Origin of the sequence: Hydrotalea sandarakina, assembly GCF_003254115.1 — a bacterium.
Classification (GTDB): domain Bacteria; phylum Bacteroidota; class Bacteroidia; order Chitinophagales; family Chitinophagaceae; genus Hydrotalea; species Hydrotalea sandarakina.
In genome coordinates this window covers 92,652-114,768 of record NZ_QKZV01000006.1, presented here as the reverse complement: position 1 = coordinate 114,768, position 22,117 = coordinate 92,652, and the positions used below count along the sequence as shown (strand labels likewise).

Annotated in this window: 18 protein-coding genes; 12 read left to right on the top strand and 6 right to left on the bottom strand. The window is 35.6% G+C overall.

What is annotated here, in order from left to right; translation table 11 throughout:
* Positions 1-4: 4 nt before the first annotated feature.
* Both LX80_RS10090 and LX80_RS10085 read right to left on the bottom strand, forming a co-directional pair.
* On the bottom strand, positions 5-919 hold the full coding sequence (locus tag LX80_RS10090) for a DMT family transporter (protein ID WP_111295938.1): 915 nt from the start codon (positions 917-919) through the stop codon (positions 5-7).
* 29 nt (positions 920-948) lie between these two features.
* Complete coding sequence (locus LX80_RS10085) at positions 949-1,761, bottom strand: 2,3,4,5-tetrahydropyridine-2,6-dicarboxylate N-succinyltransferase (RefSeq protein ID WP_111295935.1); 813 nt, start codon at positions 1,759-1,761, stop codon at positions 949-951.
* 107 nt (positions 1,762-1,868) lie between these two features.
* Here LX80_RS10085 and LX80_RS10080 point away from each other — a divergent pair, with 107 nt between their 5' ends.
* The 8 genes from LX80_RS10080 (at position 1,869) to LX80_RS10045 (ending at position 10,560) form a co-directional block, all read left to right on the top strand.
* A complete protein-coding gene (locus LX80_RS10080; RefSeq protein ID WP_111295932.1) occupies positions 1,869-2,453 on the top strand; it encodes a Sua5/YciO/YrdC/YwlC family protein in 585 nt (194 codons plus the stop codon).
* Between the two features lie 146 nt (positions 2,454-2,599).
* Positions 2,600-2,815, top strand: coding sequence for a hypothetical protein (locus tag LX80_RS10075; protein ID WP_111295929.1), 216 nt, complete (start codon positions 2,600-2,602; stop codon positions 2,813-2,815).
* A 30-nt stretch (positions 2,816-2,845) separates the two neighbouring features.
* Complete coding sequence (locus LX80_RS10070) at positions 2,846-3,850, top strand: glycosyltransferase family 9 protein (protein ID WP_111295864.1); 1,005 nt, start codon at positions 2,846-2,848, stop codon at positions 3,848-3,850.
* 86 nt (positions 3,851-3,936) lie between these two features.
* On the top strand, positions 3,937-5,367 hold the full coding sequence (locus LX80_RS10065) for a CCA tRNA nucleotidyltransferase (RefSeq protein ID WP_111295862.1): 1,431 nt from the start codon (positions 3,937-3,939) through the stop codon (positions 5,365-5,367).
* Positions 5,368-5,466: 99 nt separating this feature from the next.
* Positions 5,467-6,033: an IS1096 element passenger TnpR family protein gene (locus tag LX80_RS10060; protein WP_111295860.1), complete on the top strand. Its 567-nt coding sequence runs from the start codon at positions 5,467-5,469 to the stop codon at positions 6,031-6,033.
* A gap of 35 nt (positions 6,034-6,068) precedes the next feature.
* The gene (gene miaA, locus LX80_RS10055; RefSeq protein WP_111295858.1) at positions 6,069-6,977 is read left to right on the top strand and encodes a tRNA (adenosine(37)-N6)-dimethylallyltransferase MiaA; all 909 of its coding nucleotides are present in this window, start codon (positions 6,069-6,071) and stop codon (positions 6,975-6,977) included.
* A gap of 128 nt (positions 6,978-7,105) precedes the next feature.
* Positions 7,106-8,443 carry a M16 family metallopeptidase gene (locus tag LX80_RS10050; RefSeq protein ID WP_111295856.1) on the top strand — a complete coding sequence of 446 codons (1,338 nt, stop codon included), beginning with the start codon at positions 7,106-7,108 and terminating at the stop codon, positions 8,441-8,443.
* Positions 8,444-8,490: 47 nt separating this feature from the next.
* Entirely contained in the window at positions 8,491-10,560 is a 2,070-nt protein-coding gene (locus tag LX80_RS10045; RefSeq protein ID WP_170120437.1) for an insulinase family protein, read from the top strand.
* 84 nt (positions 10,561-10,644) lie between these two features.
* On the opposite strand, the gene LX80_RS10040 is transcribed toward LX80_RS10045, so the two are convergent.
* Complete coding sequence (locus LX80_RS10040; RefSeq protein ID WP_111295852.1) at positions 10,645-11,241, bottom strand: hypothetical protein; 597 nt, start codon at positions 11,239-11,241, stop codon at positions 10,645-10,647.
* Positions 11,242-11,428: 187 nt separating this feature from the next.
* On the opposite strand from LX80_RS10040, the gene LX80_RS10035 reads away from it, so the two are divergent.
* On the top strand, positions 11,429-14,011 hold the full coding sequence (locus tag LX80_RS10035) for a WD40/YVTN/BNR-like repeat-containing protein (RefSeq protein WP_170120436.1): 2,583 nt from the start codon (positions 11,429-11,431) through the stop codon (positions 14,009-14,011).
* A 4-nt stretch (positions 14,012-14,015) separates the two neighbouring features.
* On the opposite strand, the gene LX80_RS10030 is transcribed toward LX80_RS10035, so the two are convergent.
* Positions 14,016-15,104 carry a tryptophan 2,3-dioxygenase family protein gene (locus LX80_RS10030; protein WP_111295848.1) on the bottom strand — a complete coding sequence of 363 codons (1,089 nt, stop codon included), beginning with the start codon at positions 15,102-15,104 and terminating at the stop codon, positions 14,016-14,018.
* Positions 15,105-15,278: 174 nt separating this feature from the next.
* Between LX80_RS10030 and LX80_RS10025 the strand changes: the two genes are divergently transcribed.
* Positions 15,279-16,643: an alpha-amylase family glycosyl hydrolase gene (locus LX80_RS10025; protein WP_111295846.1), complete on the top strand. Its 1,365-nt coding sequence runs from the start codon at positions 15,279-15,281 to the stop codon at positions 16,641-16,643.
* Between the two features lie 28 nt (positions 16,644-16,671).
* On the top strand, positions 16,672-17,514 hold the full coding sequence (pyrF, locus tag LX80_RS10020; protein WP_111295844.1) for an orotidine-5'-phosphate decarboxylase: 843 nt from the start codon (positions 16,672-16,674) through the stop codon (positions 17,512-17,514).
* Here the strand turns inward: pyrF and LX80_RS10015 are convergent.
* Both LX80_RS10015 and kynU read right to left on the bottom strand, forming a co-directional pair.
* Entirely contained in the window at positions 17,503-18,114 is a 612-nt protein-coding gene (locus tag LX80_RS10015) for an SGNH/GDSL hydrolase family protein (protein ID WP_111295842.1), read from the bottom strand. The genes pyrF and LX80_RS10015 overlap by 12 nt on opposite strands.
* A gap of 3 nt (positions 18,115-18,117) precedes the next feature.
* A complete protein-coding gene (kynU, locus tag LX80_RS10010) occupies positions 18,118-19,380 on the bottom strand; it encodes a kynureninase (RefSeq protein WP_111295840.1) in 1,263 nt (420 codons plus the stop codon).
* Between the two features lie 119 nt (positions 19,381-19,499).
* On the opposite strand from kynU, the gene LX80_RS10005 reads away from it, so the two are divergent.
* On the top strand, positions 19,500-21,989 hold the full coding sequence (locus LX80_RS10005) for a S9 family peptidase (protein WP_111295838.1): 2,490 nt from the start codon (positions 19,500-19,502) through the stop codon (positions 21,987-21,989).
* Positions 21,990-22,117 lie beyond the last annotated feature (128 nt).

The following is a 22,117-nucleotide window of genomic DNA, read 5'->3' as shown; positions in this document are numbered from 1 at the left end:
TTTTTTATATTGAATTTTTCAGGCCGGTTAATAAAACACCAATAATTACCAATAAAGTGCCTAAAATCTGTAACATTAAAATGGGTTCATTCAAAAAAAAGTGCGCTTGTAAAATGGTTGACACCGGACCAATGCTGGTAATTATTGCAATATTGTTACTGCCAACCTTTTTCATGCCAATGTTTAACAAAAAGGAGGGTAAAACGGTAGCTACAATTGCTAATGCAATGCCATATAGCACTAAATTGGGATCAAAAAATGCCAGTGTAGTTGTATGGGCTGTAAGCAAAAAATGCAAAAAAACACCACCTGTTGCAAAAAGCATAACATAAGCTGTGTATGGTGTTGGACCAATTATAGGTACTAACTTACCTGAACCCGACAAATAAATTGAGTAGGTTATGGCACACAAAAAAACCATGAAGGCACCGTAATAAAAATAAGCGTTAGAGGTGTCTATTTGTACCTCACCCAAAAATGCTATACCAATGCCTAAATAGGTTAGAATAAGAGCAATTATTTGAATACGTTTTAGGCGTGTTTTTAAGATAAAAGTGTTTATTAATACGGTAAAGGTAGGGTACAAAAAAAGAATTAATCGTTCAAGGCCTGCAGAAACATATTGTAAGCCAATAAAATCGAAAAGGCTGCTAAGATAATATCCCAACAAACCCATTATGGCAATTAATAACCATTGTTTCTGTGTAATTTTTTGAGTTGCTTTTTGATGGGAATAAAGGCCGGCAAAAACATAAAATGGCATTGAAAATAGCATTCTTAATACCAATAAATGCAGAGCGGAAACATGGGTATGCTGAAAGGCTAATTTTACAAAAATGGCTTTTGTAGAAAATAGTAAAGCACCTGTAATTGCAATAAACCATCCCCCCGATGCTTTTAAATTGATATTTTTTAGCATGTTGTTTTTTTCTGCCGGCCTACAAATAACTAAACTGCTATATTAAAATCGCGTAAGGCGTCATTTAAGCTGGTTTTTAAATCGGTGCTGGCTTTTCTTTTTCCAATAATTAATGCGCAACTAACCTGGTAAGTACCTGCAGGGAATTGTTTGGGGTAAGTGCCGGGAATTACTACGCTGCGCGCCGGAACATAACCCTTGTATTCAATAGGTTCATTGCCGCTAACATCAATAATTTTGGTAGATTGAGTTAAGACTACATTGGCACCAAGTACTGCTTCTTTTTCCACTCTAACACCTTCTACTACAATACTTCTACTGCCCAAGAAACAACCGTCTTCAATAATTACCGGGCTGGCTTGTAAGGGTTCTAAAACACCACCAATACCAACGCCACCACTTATGTGCACATTTTTACCAATTTGGGCACAACTACCAACAGTAGCCCAAGTATCAACCATAGTTCCTTCATCTACATATGCCCCAATATTTACATAGCTGGGCATTAAAACCACATTTTTGGCCAAATAAGCACCATAACGGGCAACTGCATGGGGTACAGCCCTAACACCTAATGCTGCATAATTTTTTTTCAACAGCATTTTATCATAAAATTCAAATGGTGGTAAACTATGTGTTTCCATGGGCTGTATTGCGAAATACATTAAAATAGCTTGTTTAACCCATTCGTTTACCTGCCAACCTTCCGGTGTGGGCGAAGCTGTTCTCAAGGTTCCTTTGTCCACAGCATCAATTACGGCTTTCACTGCATCGGTGTAAGTAGTATTTTGTAATAAAGACCTATTATTCCAGGCCTCCTCAATTAATTTTTGTAATTCCATTTAAAAAAATTTTCGCAAACATAACTAAAGTATCGTTCACTGTTATTTATTAAACTTTTATTTATTGTGAGTGGCTTAGCTCAATTATTTTCAATTATTTTTGAACAATGGCAGATATGTATGAAACTGAAATGAGCGCCGCATTAGCAGCCTTGCAACAAGGAATATATGTTGTTTTGCCCACTGAAATTGGCTGGCAAATTGCCTGTGATGCGACCAATGAAAAGTCGGTTTGCGGTTTAATCAATACACTTCGGAAGCATACGCTTTCATTTAATTATGAAGTATTAATGGAGAGCGAACAACAAGTATTACAACATGTTGCTTCTATTGATTTGGCGTTATTTGATTATTTAGAAGAACAACACAATCCCACTACCGTTATTTTGAATGATGTGATTGGTTTGGCAGATGAATGCTTAAGCTCGGAAGAAGTTGAAGGTGTGCCCATTCGAATTTGCAAAGACGTTTTGTGCAAGCAATTAATAAAACGATTTAGAAAACCTATTCTTGCATGTTCAATGCAGGTTTCGCAAAATAATGACGCATCTGAATCATTTAAAATACCTCAATTTATAAAAGATGAAATTGCCTATGTCTTGTTGAGTCCTTATTCCCAAATTCCATCATTTAAAAAAGCAAAACGAATAGCATGGTTAGTTGATGGATCTTATAGAGTACTGGAAGCTTAAATCACTATTAAGTACCATTTTGTTTCATATAATTTATGATAGTCAATTAAATACGAATAACAAGCATTAAATTTTAATGTTTTTCATTGAAAAAGGGTAGGTAAATTCAATTTTTTGGCTTATTTTGGAAGAAATATGTTTGGGTTATGGCGCGAGTAATAGTTGACGTTCCTTCTGAAAAAATTCAACCCTTCATTGAATTAATTTTACAATTAGGGTTAGAAAAGCACACTGTTTCGTCAGACTTAACAGAGATGCAAAATGATGGCCAACTTCATACCCCCAAACCTTTATGTTTATTCCAAGAGAAATATGTTTTATTTGACTGGGAATTTTTCAGTAATGAATTGGAATTTGAGTAATACTTCCCGAATGCTGCTATTTTTGCAGCTATGAAAAAAATGTTGCTTATTCAAACCGCATTTATTGGTGATGTTGTACTGGCAACTGCTTTATTAGAAAAAATTAAACTTACTCATCCCGAAATAAAGTTGCACATACTTGTTCGTAAAGGCAATGAAAGCTTATTCGATAATCATCCCTATATTGAAAAAGTTTGGATATGGAACAAAAAGCAATCAAAGTATCGTAATTTATTCAAATTATTATTTCAAATTCGGAATCAAAAATTTGATGCGGTAATTAATGTGCAACGTTACGCAGCCACGGCATTTCTTACAGTTCTATCAGGTGCTAAAGAAACAGTTGGTTTTAATACCCATATTTTAAGCAAGTTTTACACAATTGCCATACAGCATCAATTTAATAATACTGATAGGCCTTTGCATGAAATAGAAAGAAATCAACAGCTTATTGCACATTTTACGGGCAACGAGCCTGCCATGCCTAAATTGTATTACAATCAAACTGTTTTAGCCTCAATTCAACATTTAATACAACCACCCTATATATGTGTTGCCCCGGCATCAGTTTGGTTTACGAAACAATTTCCTGCGGAGAAGTGGGTTGAGTTTTTACAAAAAATACCTGATGATTTGTTAGTATATTTTTTGGGTGGTCCATCCGATTTTGATTTGTGTTCACAAATAGCCCTGCAGTTAGCAAGCAAGCATGTTGTTAATTTAACCGGGCAAATAAGTTTTTTACAATCTGCCGCATTAATGCAACATGCGGTAATGAATTATGTAAACGACTCTGCACCCATGCATTTTGCTTCTGCAGTTAATGCACCGGTGGCTGCCATATTTTGTTCCACCATTCCCAATTTTGGATATGGGCCATTAAGCACAGAAAAATATATTATTGAAGTAAATGAAAAATTAAACTGCAGGCCTTGTGGCCTTCACGGAAAAAAGGCTTGCCCGCAAAAGCATTTTCATTGTGCGCTTCATATTCAACCCGAACAATTATTACAACCACTTCTTCAAAAATTATAATTCACTAATCAGTTGTAGCATAGTATTGTAATAACTTTGCTACGGAATAACATTAAAATCATTTTTTATTTAATATATTTGCCCGAATGCAAATTAATTTATCAAATACCGAAGCAAATATTATTAACAATATAGCCTTGGCTGCGCAAGAATTGAACCTGCCTGTTTACTTAATTGGTGGATTTGTGCGTGATAAAATTTTAGGAAGACCAACCAAGGATGCCGATATTGTATGTTTAGGTGATGGTATTGCATTAGCGCATGCAGTGGCTGAAAAATTTAATCCAACACCTTATGTTGCTTTTTTTAAAAATTTTGGAACAGCACAAATAAAAATTCCTTTACAGAACGATTCCTATTTCGAAGTAGAATTTGTGGGAGCCAGAAAAGAAAGTTATACGCAAAATAGCCGTAAGCCACAAGTTACTTCAGGTAGTTTAGCCGATGATCAATTAAGGCGCGATTTTACCATTAATGCCATGGGCATTAGCTTGAATAAAGCAGATTTCGGCACTTTAATTGATCCATTTAATGGTATCAACGATTTAAAAAATAAAATCATTCAAACCCCACTCGATCCAATACAGACTTTTAGTGATGACCCTTTGCGCATGATGCGGGCAATACGATTTGCTACACAATTAAATTTTTCTATTGCACCGGCAACCTTTGCTGCTATTCAGCAAGATGCACATCGCATTTCCATTGTTTCACAAGAACGTATTACCGATGAGCTTAATAAAATTTTATTAGCATCCAAACCAAGTATAGGTTTCGATTTGTTAAGTAAGTCAGGATTATTGTCCATAATATTTCCGCAAATGATGGCCTTGCATGGTGCGGAAAATATTGATGGGAAAGGGCATAAAGATAATTTTTACCACACTTTACAAGTAATAGATAATATTGCCCAAACCACCAATGATTTATGGTTGCGTTGGGCTGCAGTTTTACACGATATTGGAAAGCCTGCCACTAAACGATTTGAACCCGGGCAAGGTTTTACTTTTCATGGTCACGAAGTAGTGGGTGCAAAAATGGTTCCCAAAATTTTTGCTCAACTAAAATTGCCCATGAATGAAAAAATGAAGTTTGTAAAAAAAATGGTAGAACTGCATTTGCGTCCCATATCATTAACTAAAGAAAATATTAGTGATAGTGCCATAAGAAGGCTGTTGTTTGATGCAGGTGATGATATTGATGCTTTAATGTTATTGTGCAATGCCGATATAACCAGTAAAAACAAGCAAAAAGTTAAGCGTTACATGCAAAACTTTGAGTTGGTGAAAGAACGCATGAAGGCTGTTGAAGAAAAAGACCATATTCGAAATTGGCAACCCCCATTGTCGGGTGAAGATATTATGCGCATTTTTGGTATATCGCCGGGTAGGCAAGTAGGTATTATTAAAGATGCCATTAAAGAAGCGATTTTAGACGGTATAATTCCAAATACTTATGAAGCGGCTTATCAATTTATGTTACAAAAAGCGGCCTCTTTAAACTTACAACCTGTTTAAAATTTTTTTTCGTTTCTTTGAAACCTTAATTCCATGTTTCCAATATTCATGAAGCTAGCAATTCATTGATTTATATAATTAACTTCAAATACAATTGATATGGCCGTTTTAAAATTTAGGGTTTACTTAGAAGAGGATGATGCTGTTTATCGCGATATAGCCATAAAGCATACACAACATTTTTTGGATTTACATTTGGCCATATTAAAAGCATATGAGTTTGATAACAAGCATCAGGCAACTTTTTATCGTAGCAATGATGCCTGGCAGCGCGGAAGAGAAATATCGCTCGAGGTATATGATAAAACTTATGTGGTGCCGCCATTATTAATGGCCGATACTACCATTGGCAGTGAAATCAAAGATCCCAATCAAAAATTCATATATGTATATGATTTTAATAAAAATTGGGTGTTTCTCATAGCCTTAATTCAAATTATAAAAGAAGAAAACCCAAAGCTGGTATATCCTTTAGTTACAAGGGTTGAAGGTATAGGTCCTCAGCAATACGGCACCAAATCACTGTTGGGAGAGAAATTTGCAGACATTGAAGAAAAGTATGATTTGTCTGAAGCAGCAGATGGTTTTGGCGAAGATGCCGATGATGAAAACGATGCAGAAGAAGATGCTGAAGATGCTGAAGGACAAATGGACGATGATTTTTAGTATATTTTTTGCCAATAGTTTTAAAATAATCGGCATTGTTAAAACCATTAATCATTGTAATTGTTGGCCCTACTGCGGTGGGTAAAACCGCACTTGCTTTGCGTGTTGCCCAATTGTTACATACAGAAATTATTTCCGCAGATTCTAGGCAATGTTTTCGTGAAATGAATATTGGTGTAGCAAAACCAACGGAACAAGAACTGGCATTAGTACCCCATTATTTTATTAATTCACACAGTATTTCCGATGAAGTAAATGCCGCCCTTTTTGAGCAATACGCATTATCAGCTGCCAATCAAATTTTCAATCAGCATAATGTTGCAGTAATGGTAGGTGGCAGTGGCTTGTATGTAAATGCTTTTTGCAATGGGTTAGATGCAATGCCCAATATTGATCCGAGTATCCGCAAAGAAATCATACAAAATTTTGAATCAAAGGGATTAAGCTGGTTGCAGCAACAAATTCAGCAGTATGATGCTGAATATTGGCAAAAAGGTGAACAACAAAATCCGCATAGATTAATGCGTGCATTAGAGGTAGTAAAAGCAACAGGTAAATCCATTCTTTATTATCGTTCAAATACACCGGTAGAACGACCTTTTCGTATATTGAAAATTGGCTTAGAAATGCCACGTGCAGCATTGTATGAAAGAATTAATACTCGTGTTTTGGCAATGATGGAGGAAGGTTTGTTGGAAGAAGTAAAACAACTACAACCCTTGCAACATTTAAATGCGTTACAAACCGTTGGCTACAAAGAACTGTTTGATTACTTAAATGGTTTTGTTTCACTGGATAAAGCTATTTCGTTAATACAGTTAAACACTCGCCATTATGCAAAGCGACAATTAACCTGGTTTAAGAAAGATGATGCCATTCAGTGGTACGCTCCTCAACAAATTTCAGATAAGTTGATTTTGGAATGGTTAAATTATAAAAAATAATTTTTTTGGATATATTTTTTCTTATAAATTGCTAAAAAAATGTATTTATTCTGCCCTGCTTTATGAATAGAAAATTAAATACGTTTTTTTGCCGATGATTAATTTTATTTACAACAAATTCCTTGCAAATGAAAAAAACTTTTGTAACTGCAGTAATTCTTCTGCTTTTTTCACAATTACGCGCTCAGGAACGCAAAATTGAGTTTGATGAATACAAACTGCCCAATGGGTTAACTGTTATTTTACATCGTGATAAAACAGCGCCGGTAGTAGCTGTTGGCGTATTATACCACGTTGGTTCTAAAAATGAATTGCCCGGCCGTACCGGTTTTGCTCATTTTTTTGAGCATTTAATGTTTGAAGGAAGTGATAACATTAAGCGTGGCGAGTTTATGAAATACATCAGCAATGCCGGCGGAACCAATAATGCCAACACAACACAAGATCGTACTTATTATTATGAAGTGTTGCCTGCCAATCAATTGCAATTGGCATTGTGGTTAGAAAGCGAAAGAATGATGCATGCTAAAATTGAGCAGGTTGGAGTAAATACACAACGTGAAGTTGTTAAAGAAGAAAAAAGAACCCGTATTGATAACCAACCTTATGGAAGTATAATTGGTGAAATTTTTAAACGTGCATTCAAAGTGCATCCATATAAATATCAACCCATTGGTAGTATGGATGATTTAAATGCTGCTAAATTAGATGAGTTCATACAGTTTTATAAAACATTTTATGTGCCCAATAATGCGGTGTTATCCATTGCAGGTGATATAGATATTCCCGAAACAAAAAAACTGATAGAAGCTTATTTCGGACCTATTCCAAAAGGTACCGCACCTATTCCAAGGCCTAATATAACGGAACCCCCTTTGGGTGGTGAAGTTAGAGACGTAATTGAAGATAATATTCAATTGCCTGCAGTAATAGAGGCTTATAGAGCACCCAAACAAGGTACTAAAGATTATTATGCATTTAACGTATTAAGTACCATACTTTCAGGCGGTAATTCTGCACAACTGAATAAAGTAATAGTTGATCAAAAACAATTGGCTGTGGCTACAGGTGCATTTAATTATGCATTAGAAGATGCCGGCTTATTCATTATTTACAGTATTGCCAATGCAGGTATTCAACCACAGGTATTGGAAAAAAATATGGATTCTGTTGTCAATGCCTTAAAAACCGGTTTAGTAAGTGAGCATGAATTTCAAAAAGTAAAAAATCAAATTAATACACAATTTGTTACTCGAAATAGCACCATGCAAGGTATTGCAGAATCGCTTGCAAATTATCAAGTATATTTTGGTGATGCTAATTTGATTAATACAGAAATTAAAAAATTAGATGATGTAACCAGGGAAGATGTTTTAGCTGTTGCCAAAAAATATTTGGTAAAAGACAACAGAGTGGTTTTATACTACGTACCTAAAGGTACCAAAAGTCAATACCTTAAAAAGTAATGATACTACATTTCTGTTTTAAACATTTAATTAAAAAAACCGGATATATGAAAAAAATATTAGTTGCTATATTATTTCTTGCCCCTATGGCATTATTGGGGCAGATAACTATTAATCGATCTGTTCCACCACCACCCGGCCCTGCCAAAACAATTGAAATAGGCAAAACTGAAAACTTTACTTTAAATAATGGTTTGCAGGTAATTGTGGTTAGAAATACAAAATTACCTCGCGTTTCTGTTTCATTAACCGTTAATCGCGACCCCTTGCTTGAGGGTAATAAAGCAGGATTAACCAGTATGGCAGGACAGTTATTGCGCAGCGGTACCACCACAATGAACAAAGCAGCTTTGGATGATGCCATTGATTTTTTAGGTGGAAATATTTATGCAACTTCCACCAGTATAGGCGGTTCTTCGTTAAGCAGTAATTTTAAAAAGTTGTTTGCTTTAATGGCCGATATTGTTTTTCATCCATCTTTCCCAAATGATCAATTAGAAAAAATAAAAAAACAAGAGCTTTCCGGATTAGCACAAAGCAAGGAAGATCCTAATTCCATTGCCGGTAATGTAGTGAGCAAGTTGTTATATGGTTCAAATCACCCTTATGGCGAAATTGAAACAGATAGTACAGTTAAAAATGTTACTGCAGATGATATTAAAAAATATTTTGCCACTTATTGGAAACCCAACATCAGTTACTTGGTTTTTGTGGGTGATATTACAAAAGATGAAGCAAAAGACTTAGCGGAAACCTATTTTGGAAAATGGGAAAGGGGCGATGTTCCTAAAATGACATATCCAATGCCCAAAAATCCTGAAAAACCCATTATAGCAATTGTTGATCGACCTGTTTCTGTTCAAAGTGTTATCAACTTTGTTCAAACCGAACCGTTAAAACCCGGTGAACCGGATGTAATTCCCGTTCGTATTATGAACGATATTTTGGGTGGGGGTTCCTCTGCAAGGTTATTTATGAATTTACGTGAAAAGCATGGATTTACATATGGTGCATATAGTTCAGTTAATCCCGATAAGTTAATTGGCAGCTTCAATGCCGAGGCCTCAGTGCGTAATGAAAAGACCGATAGTGCAGTGGGCGAATTTTTAAAAGAGTTTGAACGCATTAGAACCAATGAAGTAAGTAATGAAGAATTGGAATTAAGTAAAAATACCTTAAGCGGTGCTTTTGCAAGAAGCCTTGAAAACCCAGCTACTGTTGCCAATTTTGCATTAAATGAAGCCATTTATCATTTACCTTCTGATTATTATCAGAATTATTTGAAGAATATAGCTGCTGTAAATGCCGCTACCGTTATGCAAATGGCGCAAAAGTATATTCAGCCGCAACATATGTATACGGTAATTGTGGGTAATGCCAAACAAATTGTAAACGGGTTAGAGAAATATGGAACAATACAATATTATAATGCAGAAGGAAACCCTGTTGCAGCACCGGTTGTTAAAAAGGCCGATGCGAATGTAAGCGGCAAAAGCATTATAGAAAAAGCAGCCGCTGCTATGGGTAATGCCGCTTTAGCCAATATGAAAGATTTAGAAATAAAAGGAAATGCAGCTGCAATGGGGCAATCATTACAATTTGTTCAAAAGTTCTTATTCCCCGGTTATTTTGAGCAAACTTTATCTATTCAAGGAATGATGTTGCAAAAACAATTAATTAAAGATGGCAACTATTCCGTTACTGCGCAAGGTCAAAATCAGCCATTGAAAGATGACGATAAAGAAGAAATGGATGAGCAAGGCTCCATGCTTCCTGAAGCATATTATTTAAGTAAACCGGGTTATGTATTTACTGTAAAGGATATTGAACCGGTTGATGGTAAAGATGCTTACGCAGTTGAAATTAAATCTCCTAGAGGCAGAATTGTTACCAACTATTACGATGTAAATTCCGGATTGAAATTAAAGTCGGTTAGTGAAAAAGATGCCGGACCTGCCGGTAAAATGGTTATACAAACTTATTATCACGATTACAAAGCCTACAATGGATTAATGATTCCAATGAAAACGGTAGTAGATCAAGGGCGTTTAAAAATTGAGTTGAATGTTGATGAGGTAAAAGTGAACCAAGGACTCAAAGCCGCAGATTTTAATTAAATACCGATTTAATTTCTCTTATCTCCAACATCAAAATGGGTAACTTAATTTAGTTACCCATTTTTTATTTTTAGCATTTCAGTTTTAATTACCCGTTGAACCATCTCGTACTTTAATTTTTGAATTGTTTTTATGTTTTTTTTCAAATTGTAAAATCTCCTTCGGTTTTTTGGTGTTGGGGTTTGAAGTAGGTAAGCTATCTTTTAATAAAGGGTTAGTAGTGGTATCGGTTATTGGGTTGTTATTATTTAGTTTTACCGTTTGTGGTTTTACCAATACATCATAATTATAAGTTTCTGTTCTTATGAGTGTATTGGCGCCGGGTCTGTAATATTTCCAAATGCCATCCTTTACTGCATAAGCATTTACCTTAATTATTTTCTTATCTACTTTGTACTCATCATTTAAATCTTGTACAAATATGGTGTCAAATTTTTTTTGCGGATCAATGGCTTTCCAACTTTCTGTATGTTCCAACGACCCGTTATAAAAATACTCTTGTTCGCCATCTTTATTACCCCATCTGTAATTTTCAATGGCAATTAAATCGCCCATTAAACTGTATCTGCGCCATTTGCCTTCTTTTAAATTGTCTTTGTATTCACCTTCTTCTTCAAAACCCGGTTCACCTCTCAATTCATCAACATGAATTTTCCATTTGCCCTGCTTTTTATTATTCATATCTATACAATTCAAGGTATCGCCTCTATCAGATAGTCTATAGATTTTGCATTGCGCATTTGTATTGTTGTAAAAAAGAAGGATGAGTGGTATCAGTAACAAGCGCATAAATTGTATATTAGTCGTACGAATGTACTTTTTTTTGAGAAAAGTAGTCATAAACCAAAACATACTTTAACCAATGCAAATGAGAAAGAATATGCAAAAATTAATGCTTGTTGCTATTTGTTTATTACTGGCAGTTAGCAGCTTTGCTCAAATTGCCCCAACTCCTGCTAATGAACGGATAAAAGGGCTTGAAAAAAAATCGGATTTAATTCGTCAGTCAACCATAAATGATGTAGCTTTTCGAAATATAGGGCCCAGTATTATGAGTGGTAGGGTGGTTGATTTGGCGGTTAATCCTGCTAATCCAAATGAGTTTTATGTAGCATATGCAACGGGTGGATTATGGTATACACATAATAATGGCCAAAGTTTTACACCCGTATTTGATAGTGCCAATGTTATTACGATTGGTGCTATTGCAGTTGATTGGTCTTCAGGAACAATATGGGTAGGCACCGGCGAGGTTAATAGCAGTCGTTCATCGTATGCCGGCTTAGGTATATATAAATCAGTAAATAAAGGTAAAAGTTGGCAATATATGGGTTTGCCTGAAAGCCATCATATTGGAAAAATTGTGTTACATCCTTCCAATAAAAATATAGCATGGGTAGCCGTATTAGGTCATTTGTATTCGCCCAACAAGGAAAGAGGTGTTTATAAAACTACTGATGGCGGAAAAACTTGGAAGCAAACTTTGTTTGTGAATGATAATACCGGGGTGGTTGATTTAGATATTCAACCTAATAATGCTTCTGTATTGTATGCGGCTGCCTGGTACCGAACCAGAACAGCATCCAATTTTGAAGAAAGTGGAGCTTCCAGTGGCATTTATAAAAGTACTGATGGTGGAAATAGCTGGCATTTAGTTACTACTAACGGAGCCGGATTTCCGGTTGGAAAAGGAGTTGGAAGAATAGGCATTGCAACTGCCTATCAACACCCTAATTGGGTTTATGCGGTTGTAGATAATAATTTTCATTTACCCGATACTGCAAAAAAACATACCGATACCAGTAAATACACCATTAACGATTTTAAAAATTTAACAAAAGAGCAATTCTTAGCACTAGATAATAAAAAGTTTAATGCGTTTTTGCGTATTCGCCGCAATGGTTTCCCAGAAAAATACACAGCTGAAAATATTAAAGAAAAAGTGAGTAATGGTACGTTGAAGCCCTCTTGTATTTGGGATTATTTAATGGATGCTAATGCCGCATTATTTAATACACCAATTATAGGTTGTGAAGTGTACAGAAGTGAAGATGCAGGTAAAACCTGGAAAAAAATGAATGAAAAGCAACTGAAATTGTATAATACTTACGGTTATTATTTTGGAAAAATATTTGTAAGTCCGGCAAATGATAATAAGGTAGTTATTACCGGTTTTGATATTGAACTAAGTGAAGATGGCGGTAAAACATTTAAACCGATTAATAATGCATTAACTCATGCCGATCATCATGTGGCATGGTTAAACCCCAAAAATGACAGCCACATCATTATTGGCAATGATGCTGGATGCAATATTACCTATGATGATGGCGAGCACTGGTTTAAAGCCAATACTCCCTCAGTTGGGCAATTTTATTCTGTTACTTTCGATATGGCGAAACCATATAATGTGTATGGAGGTTTGCAAGATAACGGCAGTTGGTATGGGCCATCTAATCATCAAGAGAATCCGGGATGGATGGCCAGTGGCGATTATGCATTTAAACCTATTAATGGGGGAGATGGTATGCAAGTGCAAGTAGATTGGCGCGATAATACAACAGTTTATTCAGGCTATCAATTTGGTAACTATATGCGTAGCAACAAACATAAACGCGCTTCCGTTGATGAACCTGATGCAGATGCTGCACCTGAGGATAATCATTTAAACGTAACAGCAGCTGATGAAAAAAATGAAAAATCTGATTCCACTATTTATATTCACCCCCATGCCGATTTGGGCGAAGAGCCTTTGCGCTTTAACTGGCAAACACCCATTTTGTTAAGTAGGCATAATCAGGATATTTTATACTATGGTAGTAATAAATTTCAGCGTTCCATGCACAGGGGCGAACATTTAGAAACTATTAGTAACGACTTAACCACTAATCCCCCTCAGGGCAATGTACCTTTTGGCACTTTAACTACAATTAGTGAAAGCCCCTTAAGATTTGGAATGTTGTATGCAGGTGCAGATGATGGCTCATTGCATATAAGTTTTGATGATGGTTATACTTGGCAATCTATTAATGAAGGCCTACCCAAAGGCTTATACGTTAGCAGAGTTACAGCCAGTGCATATAAAGAGGGTAGGGTTTATGTAAGTTTGAACGGATATCGAAATGATGATTTTAAACCATATTTATTCGTAAGTGAAGATTATGGGAAGCATTGGAAGTCTATTGGTAATGATTTGCCCTATGAATCAATTAATGTGGTAAAAGAAGATAACAAGTTGCCAAACATAATTTATGTTGGTACCGATGGTGGTTTATATGTCAGCAATAATAACGGCAATAGTTTTATGGCCTGGAACAAAGGATTGCCTTATAGCATACCGGTACATGATATTGCCATTCAACCTGTTGCCAATGAAATAATTTTAGGTACTCACGGTCGAAGCATTTATATAGCCTCTTTAAGTGAAATTCAAAAGAAATTGAAGCAATAAATGCTTATTTAAAAATTAGATGTTGCAACACTTCATTAGGTAAGGCCGGTAACTTTTTACTTTCCACTAAAAAAGTAGAAAGGCCGGCCAAATCTTTATAAATAAAGTGTTGTTGTGCTGCTCCTTCTAAATATCCTGCTCCACTGGTATTGCCTGTGCCAACCCGCATTCCTATCATTCTACGTACCATTGTTAAATGTTCATGTCGCCAAGTACTTAGTAAATGGTCCGTTTCAATTAATGCATCAATAATTTGATAAGAAGTTTGAAATAAAGGATAATTTCTATAAAGGGTAATAAATAACGCAGCTTGTAATGCTTGAGGACTAAATTGCTGGCGCAGCAATTTCAATTGTTCACGATTACTGTTGAATGGTTCAATATTGAATAAAATATAATCGAAATCAGCAATTTTGTTTTTTTCGTATTCATTTAAGCCATTTACATAAATATTTCTGTACGCATTCCAAAAGGGATGATTGGTAACATTATCGTGTTGAATTGTTTCCGGTTTAAAATGTTGCCATAATTCAATTGCAAGAAAAGGCATTCTTTCTAACCATTTATTGACCAGCATATCCAATGTAGGCGCATCTTCCGTTACATTTATTTTATGGTAGTCTGTTTGCGTAAAGCCACCCTCGTTGGTTCGTTTATAATAATCTGCACGATATCGCTGCTGCATTTTTAAACCTAACCTAGCTTCTATTAACCTGAATTGCACACTTTGAAATCCGGATGCCGGAACCAATAAATTTCTAAATGAAAGAAAGTCTAAAGGTGTCATGGTATTTAAAATACGCACCTGTTGGTTGAGTAATTGCAAAATACTGTTTACGCGTTTTATTCTTTGTAAAATGATACCTGCGTCTTCCGTATTGTCATTAATGGTTTCTTTTTCGTAAATCTTTATTATGCTGTCAAGTTCAAACAAAATTTGTTTAAACCAAAGTTCATAGGCTTGATGAATAATAATAAATAGCATTTCATCATGTGCCGGTTCATTGCCCGGTTTAAAGCTTATGGGGTGTTGACTTTCTAAAATTTTGTCTAACTCTAAATAGTTGTGATAATAAACAGATCCGTTACTCATGTTGCATTGTTTAAGAAGTTGAAAGTAGGTACAAAGTTGCATTTTTACCTTTTCACTTCCTTATCATTTTAAATTAGTTGAAATATTTTTGAGTATGGTATAAATGTGTTTAATTTACACAAAGGATGATGTAGGATTAGTGCGGCTATTAATTAATCAAAAAATTATTCATTTATGAAGGCTGTGTATGGTATTGTTTTGTTTGTATTTTTCTTAACTGCTTGTCAACAAAACAAACAACAACAAACTGCTAATTCAATCGGTGATACTGCTACAATTGATGGGCATCCGGCATGGATAATGCAGGGAAATATTTATGAAGTAAATGTAAGACAATATACTGCTGCTGGCACTTTTAAAGCATTTGAACCAAATTTGGATAGATTAAAAAATATGGGAGTGCAAACTTTGTGGTTTATGCCCATTAATCCTATTAGTAAAGTTGATCGGAAAGGTAGCTTAGGCAGCTATTATGCAGTTAGCACATATATGGATGTTAATCCGGAATTTGGTACCATGGCCGATTGGAAACATTTAGTATCTCTTTGTCATGAAAAAGGATTTAAAGTAATATTAGATTGGGTGCCCAACCATACCGGCGCTGATCATTATTGGTTAACAAAACACCCTGATTTTTATGTGAAAGACAGCACAGGTAAACCAATGATGGCGGCTGATTGGGCCGACACTCGCAAATTAAATTATGCCAATCAGGAATTAAGAGATACCATGATTGCTCAAATGAAATATTGGATTGATTCTACCGGTATTGATGGTTATCGTTGCGATGTTGCCAGCGATGTGCCCGATGACTTTTGGAAAACATGTATTGCTACTTTGCGAAAGGATAAAAATATTTTTATGCTGGCAGAAGGTGATAAGCCCGAATTAAATGCTGATGGATTTGATGCAACTTATACCTGGTACGATTTCAATATTATGAAAGAAATAGCCAAGGGGAAAAAGCCGGCTTCTGCCATTGATAGCGCTATACATAGAACAGAAAATCAATTCCCCAAAAACGCTTTACGCATGTTCTTTACCAGCAATCATGATGAAAATAGTTGGAATGGTGCTGATTTTTCAACGATGCCCGGAAAAATTCATGCGCCATTTGCCGTGTACACACAAACTATTGTACGCAGTGTGCCTTTAATTTATAGTGGGCAGGAAGAACCCATTTTACGTGCTATTCGCTTTTTTGATAAAGATACCATGGTGTTTAAAAACTTTGAACGTGCACCATTTTATTCTAAATTATTACACTTGCGTTCGGAAAATAGTGCGTTAGCCGCCAATGCTGCATTTACGCATATTCATACCAATGTAGATAATAAAGTGTTTGCATTCATTCGCACTATGGGTAATAATAAAGTTTTGGTGGTATTAAACTGGAGCAATAGCCCGGTTACTGTAACTTTGAATCATCCACAAATTATAGGTAGTGCAACTGAATTGTTTAGTAATGAACATGTCAATTTTGCAAAAGGTGCATCACTATCTTTACCCGATTGGGGTTACAAAGTATTTGTGTATTAATGATAACATTAAATGTATTTACTGAATAATGCAACTTCATCAATTATCCGAACAAATTGTCGATAGAAAAAATTTTTTGTGTATTGGATTAGATACAGAGCTGAATAAAATTCCGAAGCATTTACAACAGCAACCCAATGCCGTTTTACATTTTAACAAAGCAATTATTGACGCTACAAAAGATTACTGTGTTAGTTATAAAATAAATACGGCTTTTTATGAAGCAATGGGTTCAAAAGGTTGGGATATTTTAGAAGACACATTGCATTATATTCCCAACACTCATTTTACAATTGCCGATGCTAAGCGCGGCGATATTGGTAATACCGCAGCACAATATGCCAAAGCTTTTTTTGAAACATTACCTTTTGATGCCGTTACAGTAGCACCTTACATGGGCGAAGACAGTATAAAGCCATTTTTAGAATATACACATAAAACAACCATTGTATTAGGTCTTACTTCTAATAAAAGCAGCGAAGACTTTGAGCAGCTAACCGTTTTGTCAAAAGACAGTCATAGTTCTTCTTCAAAAAAATTGTATGAGTTAGTTATTGAAAAAATTGCATCTTGGGCAACACCCAATCAATTAATGTTTGTGGTAGGAGCTACGAAAGCCAGTGAAATGCAAAGCATACGTGCAATTGTTCCTGAACATTTTTTCTTGGTACCGGGTGTAGGTACACAAGGTGGTAGTTTAAATGAAGTGGCAGAGTTTGGCTGGAACAACCAAATTGGACTTTTGGTAAATGTAAGTAGAGCCATTATTTATGCGGATGCTTCTGAAAATTTTCAGCAAATGGCTGCTGCTGAAGCTGCAAAATACCAAAGTGAAATGGCTGAAATATTAAACAGAAAATTAAGATTGTGATAATATAATTGGCGCAATTGCATTCACCCATTGTTGATACATTTTAGCCGAATAATGAAGCGCATCATGCGTTAATAGTTGCTCTTGCATATGAGTATTGGTGTAAGCTGTAATATCAACAAAATGAACACCAGAGCCTGCACAGATAGTTTTGCAAACTTTATTGTAATTTGAAATTTCCGTATGGATGGCTTGGATGTTTTCTGCAAAATGCTTTGTTGCAAAAGGTGTATATCCCCAGTCCGGAATAGCAATGGCAATAACTTTATTGGGTTGTTGGTTAACAAATGCCAAAGCTTTTTGAATAAGTGCATGATAATCTTTTTCAAAATCGCTTTGATTTAAATGCCGGTATTGATTGTTCACGCCAATTAATAATGTTACAAAATCATAGGTAGGCTTGAAAGTATAGCTTGCCATGTGTTCCATCAACTCAAAACTGGTCCATCCGGTTTTTGCTACAATTTCAGGTGCATTACAATTAATATTATTGGTACGCAATTGTTGTACTAATTGATAAGGAAAACTTTCATATAGCGGAAGTCCTTCTGCTATCGTATAAGAATCGCCCAGGCAAAGGATGTTATAAGGTTGAGGCATACATTAAAAATTATTTTTCAAAATTTCATAAAATGCAAATACATCAGCAAAACTGCAATACAATGGGGCAGGTGCAACACGAATAACACCAGGCTCTCTGTAATCAACAATAATTCCGTTTTCTAACATTTTATGGTAAATCGCTTCCCCATTTTCTTTAAAAAACAAAGATAGTTGCGCCCCTCTCTCATTAGGGTTTGACGGTGTAATAATTTCAAATGATAAATGGGGTAGTTGTTGTAATAGAAATTCCAAATAACCGGTTAAGGCTATGCTTTTATTTCGGATAGCTTCCATTCCTGCTGCCTCAAAAATTTCTAATGAGGCCAATAATGCAGCCGTATTCATTACCTGCGTGGTACTAATATTCCAGCCACTTGCATTTGCTTTAGGTTTAAACCCTTTTCCCATTTTAAAACGTTCCTTTTCATCATTACCCCACCAACCGCCTAAGCGGGGAAAAGTTGTATCGGTAGCATATTTTTCATGAACATATAAGCCACCCACAGCACCGGGGCCGCCATTTAAATATTTGTAACTGCACCATACGGCAAAATCAACGTCCCAGTTGTGTAACTGCATGGGTACATTCCCCGCCACATGTGCTAAGTCGAAACAGGCAACGGCACCGCATTTGTGTGCTGCTTCAGTAATAGCAGGTATATCAAACAATTGTCCGGTATAATACTGAATGCCACTCATTAAAACCAATGCCAATTCGTGTGCATGTTGGTGAATGGTTTGTAGAATGTTTTCTGTAGTTAAAGTTTTTTTACCGGGTTCAGGTTCAATTTCTATGATGGTATTTTCCGGATTTAGTCCAAAATGTTTTACTAACGTTTCAACCGCATATTGGTCGCTCGGAAAAGCGCCGGCTTCCATTATGATTTTAAACTTTTTTGAAGTAGGTTTATAAAAGCTCATTAACAATAAATGAAGATTAACCGTAAGTGTATTCATTACCGTTACTTCATGCGGTAAACAGCCCATTACTTTAGCCAATGTAGGTTTGGCATATTCCTGGTAATATAACCAGGGATGACTTCCGTGAAAAAAACCTTCAATGGCATTGTTGCGCCAACTGTTTAATTCACTATGAATAATGTGTTCAGCCTTTTTAGGTTGTAACCCTAATGAGTTTCCACAAAAGTAAATGGCCGATTGGTTTTGTATGGTTGGAAAGTAAAATTCATTTTTAAAACTGCTTAAAATATCATGAGCATCAGCCTGTACAAAAAAATCAGGCTCAGTTGTATATGGCGGCATTTGGTTTTGTTTTTACAAATTAAAATTAATTCTTTCAAACAAATTTGCTTATTTATGGATAAGTGGTTTTTGCTGTATGCGTTATTTAGCTACATTTATTGCTTCCAAAAATCAATGCTATGAGAAAATTGTTTTTTCTGTATGTATTTATAAGTACTACAACGGTGTGTTTTGCACAGCAGTTGGTAACCAAAGCCAATTATGAACAAGCTGCCAAATATTCACCTAATCGGTTAAAAAAAATGGTGTTTAGTACATCTGTTGATCCGCATTGGCTAAAGAAATCCAATCGGTTTTGGTACATGTATGAAACTACGAATGGGAAAAAATGGTACATCGTTGATCCGCTGAAGAATGAGAAAAAAGCTTTGTTTGACAATGATAAATTAGCCGCAGCCATTACCTTAATTGTAAAAGATCCTTTTGATGCGCAGCATTTGCCCATTGATAGTTTAAAGTTTGTACGTGATGAAAATTGGATTCAATTTCAAATTAAAAGCTCTATTGATGAAGTAACGAATGATACAACTAAGAAGAAAAATCATGAAGCTGCCAATACAACGACCAAAAAGAAAGTATTTTATTTTGAATACAACATTAATACCAATGAGTTGGTTGAGTTGAAAGATTTTAAACGTCCCGTTCGTAAACCTGCTTGGGCCAACATTTCCCCCGATAGTGCTTATGTGTTGTTTGGAAGAGACAATAATTTGTATTGGATGGATAAACAAAACTATGAAAAAGCTCTGCAAAATGAAGATGATTCAACTATTGTTGAACATGCATTAACAAAAGATGGCATTGAAAATTTTAGTTACTACAATAGCTCAAATTTATCAGGCATGGGCGAGTCGAATGTTGATAAAGAAAAAAATAAAAAGAAACGCAAAGCCGTATGGGCTTACTGGTCGCCTAATAGTCGTTACTTTTCACTAACAAGAGTAGATAATAGAAATGTACAAGATTTATGGGTAATTAATAGTATTGCACAACCCAGGCCAACCCTGGAAACTTACAAATATTGGATGCCCGGCGAAAAACAAGCACCGGTTGATCACTTGTATTTATTCGACATGCAAAAGCAAGAAGGTAAAGAATTGCCTGTTGCTGAATTTAAGGATCAGGATATTAGCATTTGGGCAGCTCCCGGCAAAAAAAATAACAGAGATGATGATACACGCCCCAACATTTGGTTAGGAACTAATCAGGCCTTTTACTTTACGCGTACCAGCCGCGATTTAAAACGAGTAGATATTTGTAAAGCATGGGTTGGTCCCGACACCATTCAAACCTTAATACAAGAACGCTTTAATACTTACGTAGAAGTGAAAAGATTGGGCTTGGTAAACGAAGGAAAAGAACTAATTGAATGGAGTGAACGTGATGGGTGGGGACATTTTTATTTGTATGATGGAAACGGTAAATTTAAAAATCAAATTACCTCAGGGCCTTATCATTGTGAAGATATTTTAGGCATTGACTCTGACAAACGCATTTTATATTTCACGGCTAATGCACGTGAAAAAAATGAAAACCCATATTATCTTCATGCTTATAGTGTTCATTTAGACGGTACCGGATTGACTTTATTAGATGCCGGTAACTATGACCACGCTATTGAAATAAATGATGATAACCGCTATTTCGTTGATAATTACAGCAGGGTAAATACTGTACCGGCTTCTGCTTTGTATAATACTGACGGGAAGTTATTAATGAATTTGGAAACGGCTGACTTATCTGCACTAATGGCTACAGGTTATAAATTTCCGGAAACATTTACGGTAAAGGCTGATGATGGCATTACTGATTTGTATGGGGTGCTTTATAAACCTTTCGATTTTGATTCAACCAAAAAATATCCTGTTATTGAATATGTTTATCCCGGACCTCAAACAGAAGCTGTTAATACTTCTTTTTCAACCAATATGAATCGGACAGACAGGCTTGCACAATTAGGATTTATTGTTGTTACTGTTGGTAATAGGGGTGGTAATCCATCGCGCAGCAAATGGTACCATACTTATGGTTATGGAAACTTGCGCGATTACGGATTGGCCGATAAAAAAACTGCTGCTGAACAATTGTGTAACAAATATTCGTATATGGACATTAATCGAGTAGGCATACATGGTCACAGTGGTGGTGGATTTATGAGTGCTGCAGCTATGTTGGTTTATCCTGATTTTTTTAAAGTGGCTGTATCTTCATCTGGTAACCATGATAACAGTATTTACAACCGTTGGTGGAGTGAAAAGCATCATGGAGTAAAAGAAATTATTAAAGGTGGCGATACCAGTTTTGTTTATAGCATTGATAAAAACCCAGATATTGCCAGTCATTTAAAAGGGCATTTAATGCTTTCAACAGGTGATATAGATAACAATGTACATCCTGCTAATACCATTCGCTTAGCCAACGCTTTGATTAAAGCCAATAAGCGCTTTGATTTGGTTGTGTTGCCGGGTCAGCGCCATGGTTATGGTGATATGACAGAATATTTTTGGTGGCGTATGGCAGATTATTTTTCTAAATACCTGATGGGTGATACCACCGAAAGAAGCGTCAATATAACTGAAATGGATAATGATATACCCATGAACAAATAATATTTGCTTGTGTAAAGCAAGAAATGCACCTACTAAAAAATACAGGCTTTTTTACTTTACTCATTTTTTACATGAAAAAGCGGCTGATTATTGATTTTCAGCCGCTTTTTTATTTCATTTAAAAGTAA

Excerpts from the sequence above, each read along its gene's own strand:
- LX80_RS10080 (WP_111295932.1), top strand. The coding sequence starts at position 1,869 with ATGGCAGATATGTATGAAACTGAAATGAGCGCCGCATTAGCAGCCTTG.
- LX80_RS10085 (WP_111295935.1), bottom strand. The coding sequence starts at position 1,761 with ATGGAATTACAAAAATTAATTGAGGAGGCCTGGAATAATAGGTCTTTA.
- LX80_RS10030 (WP_111295848.1), bottom strand. The coding sequence starts at position 15,104 with ATGAGTAACGGATCTGTTTATTATCACAACTATTTAGAGTTAGACAAA.
- LX80_RS10075 (WP_111295929.1), top strand. The coding sequence starts at position 2,600 with ATGGCGCGAGTAATAGTTGACGTTCCTTCTGAAAAAATTCAACCCTTC.
- LX80_RS10045 (WP_170120437.1), top strand. The coding sequence starts at position 8,491 with ATGAAAAAAATATTAGTTGCTATATTATTTCTTGCCCCTATGGCATTA.
- LX80_RS10025 (WP_111295846.1), top strand. The coding sequence starts at position 15,279 with ATGAAGGCTGTGTATGGTATTGTTTTGTTTGTATTTTTCTTAACTGCT.
- LX80_RS10040 (WP_111295852.1), bottom strand. The coding sequence starts at position 11,241 with ATGAATAATAAAAAGCAGGGCAAATGGAAAATTCATGTTGATGAATTG.
- LX80_RS10070 (WP_111295864.1), top strand. The coding sequence starts at position 2,846 with ATGAAAAAAATGTTGCTTATTCAAACCGCATTTATTGGTGATGTTGTA.
- LX80_RS10005 (WP_111295838.1), top strand. The coding sequence starts at position 19,500 with ATGAGAAAATTGTTTTTTCTGTATGTATTTATAAGTACTACAACGGTG.
- LX80_RS10060 (WP_111295860.1), top strand. The coding sequence starts at position 5,467 with ATGGCCGTTTTAAAATTTAGGGTTTACTTAGAAGAGGATGATGCTGTT.
- LX80_RS10015 (WP_111295842.1), bottom strand. The coding sequence starts at position 18,114 with ATGCCTCAACCTTATAACATCCTTTGCCTGGGCGATTCTTATACGATA.
- LX80_RS10090 (WP_111295938.1), bottom strand. The coding sequence starts at position 919 with ATGCTAAAAAATATCAATTTAAAAGCATCGGGGGGATGGTTTATTGCA.
- kynU (WP_111295840.1), bottom strand. The coding sequence starts at position 19,380 with ATGCCGCCATATACAACTGAGCCTGATTTTTTTGTACAGGCTGATGCT.
- LX80_RS10050 (WP_111295856.1), top strand. The coding sequence starts at position 7,106 with ATGAAAAAAACTTTTGTAACTGCAGTAATTCTTCTGCTTTTTTCACAA.
- pyrF (WP_111295844.1), top strand. The coding sequence starts at position 16,672 with ATGCAACTTCATCAATTATCCGAACAAATTGTCGATAGAAAAAATTTT.
- LX80_RS10035 (WP_170120436.1), top strand. The coding sequence starts at position 11,429 with ATGAGAAAGAATATGCAAAAATTAATGCTTGTTGCTATTTGTTTATTA.
- LX80_RS10065 (WP_111295862.1), top strand. The coding sequence starts at position 3,937 with ATGCAAATTAATTTATCAAATACCGAAGCAAATATTATTAACAATATA.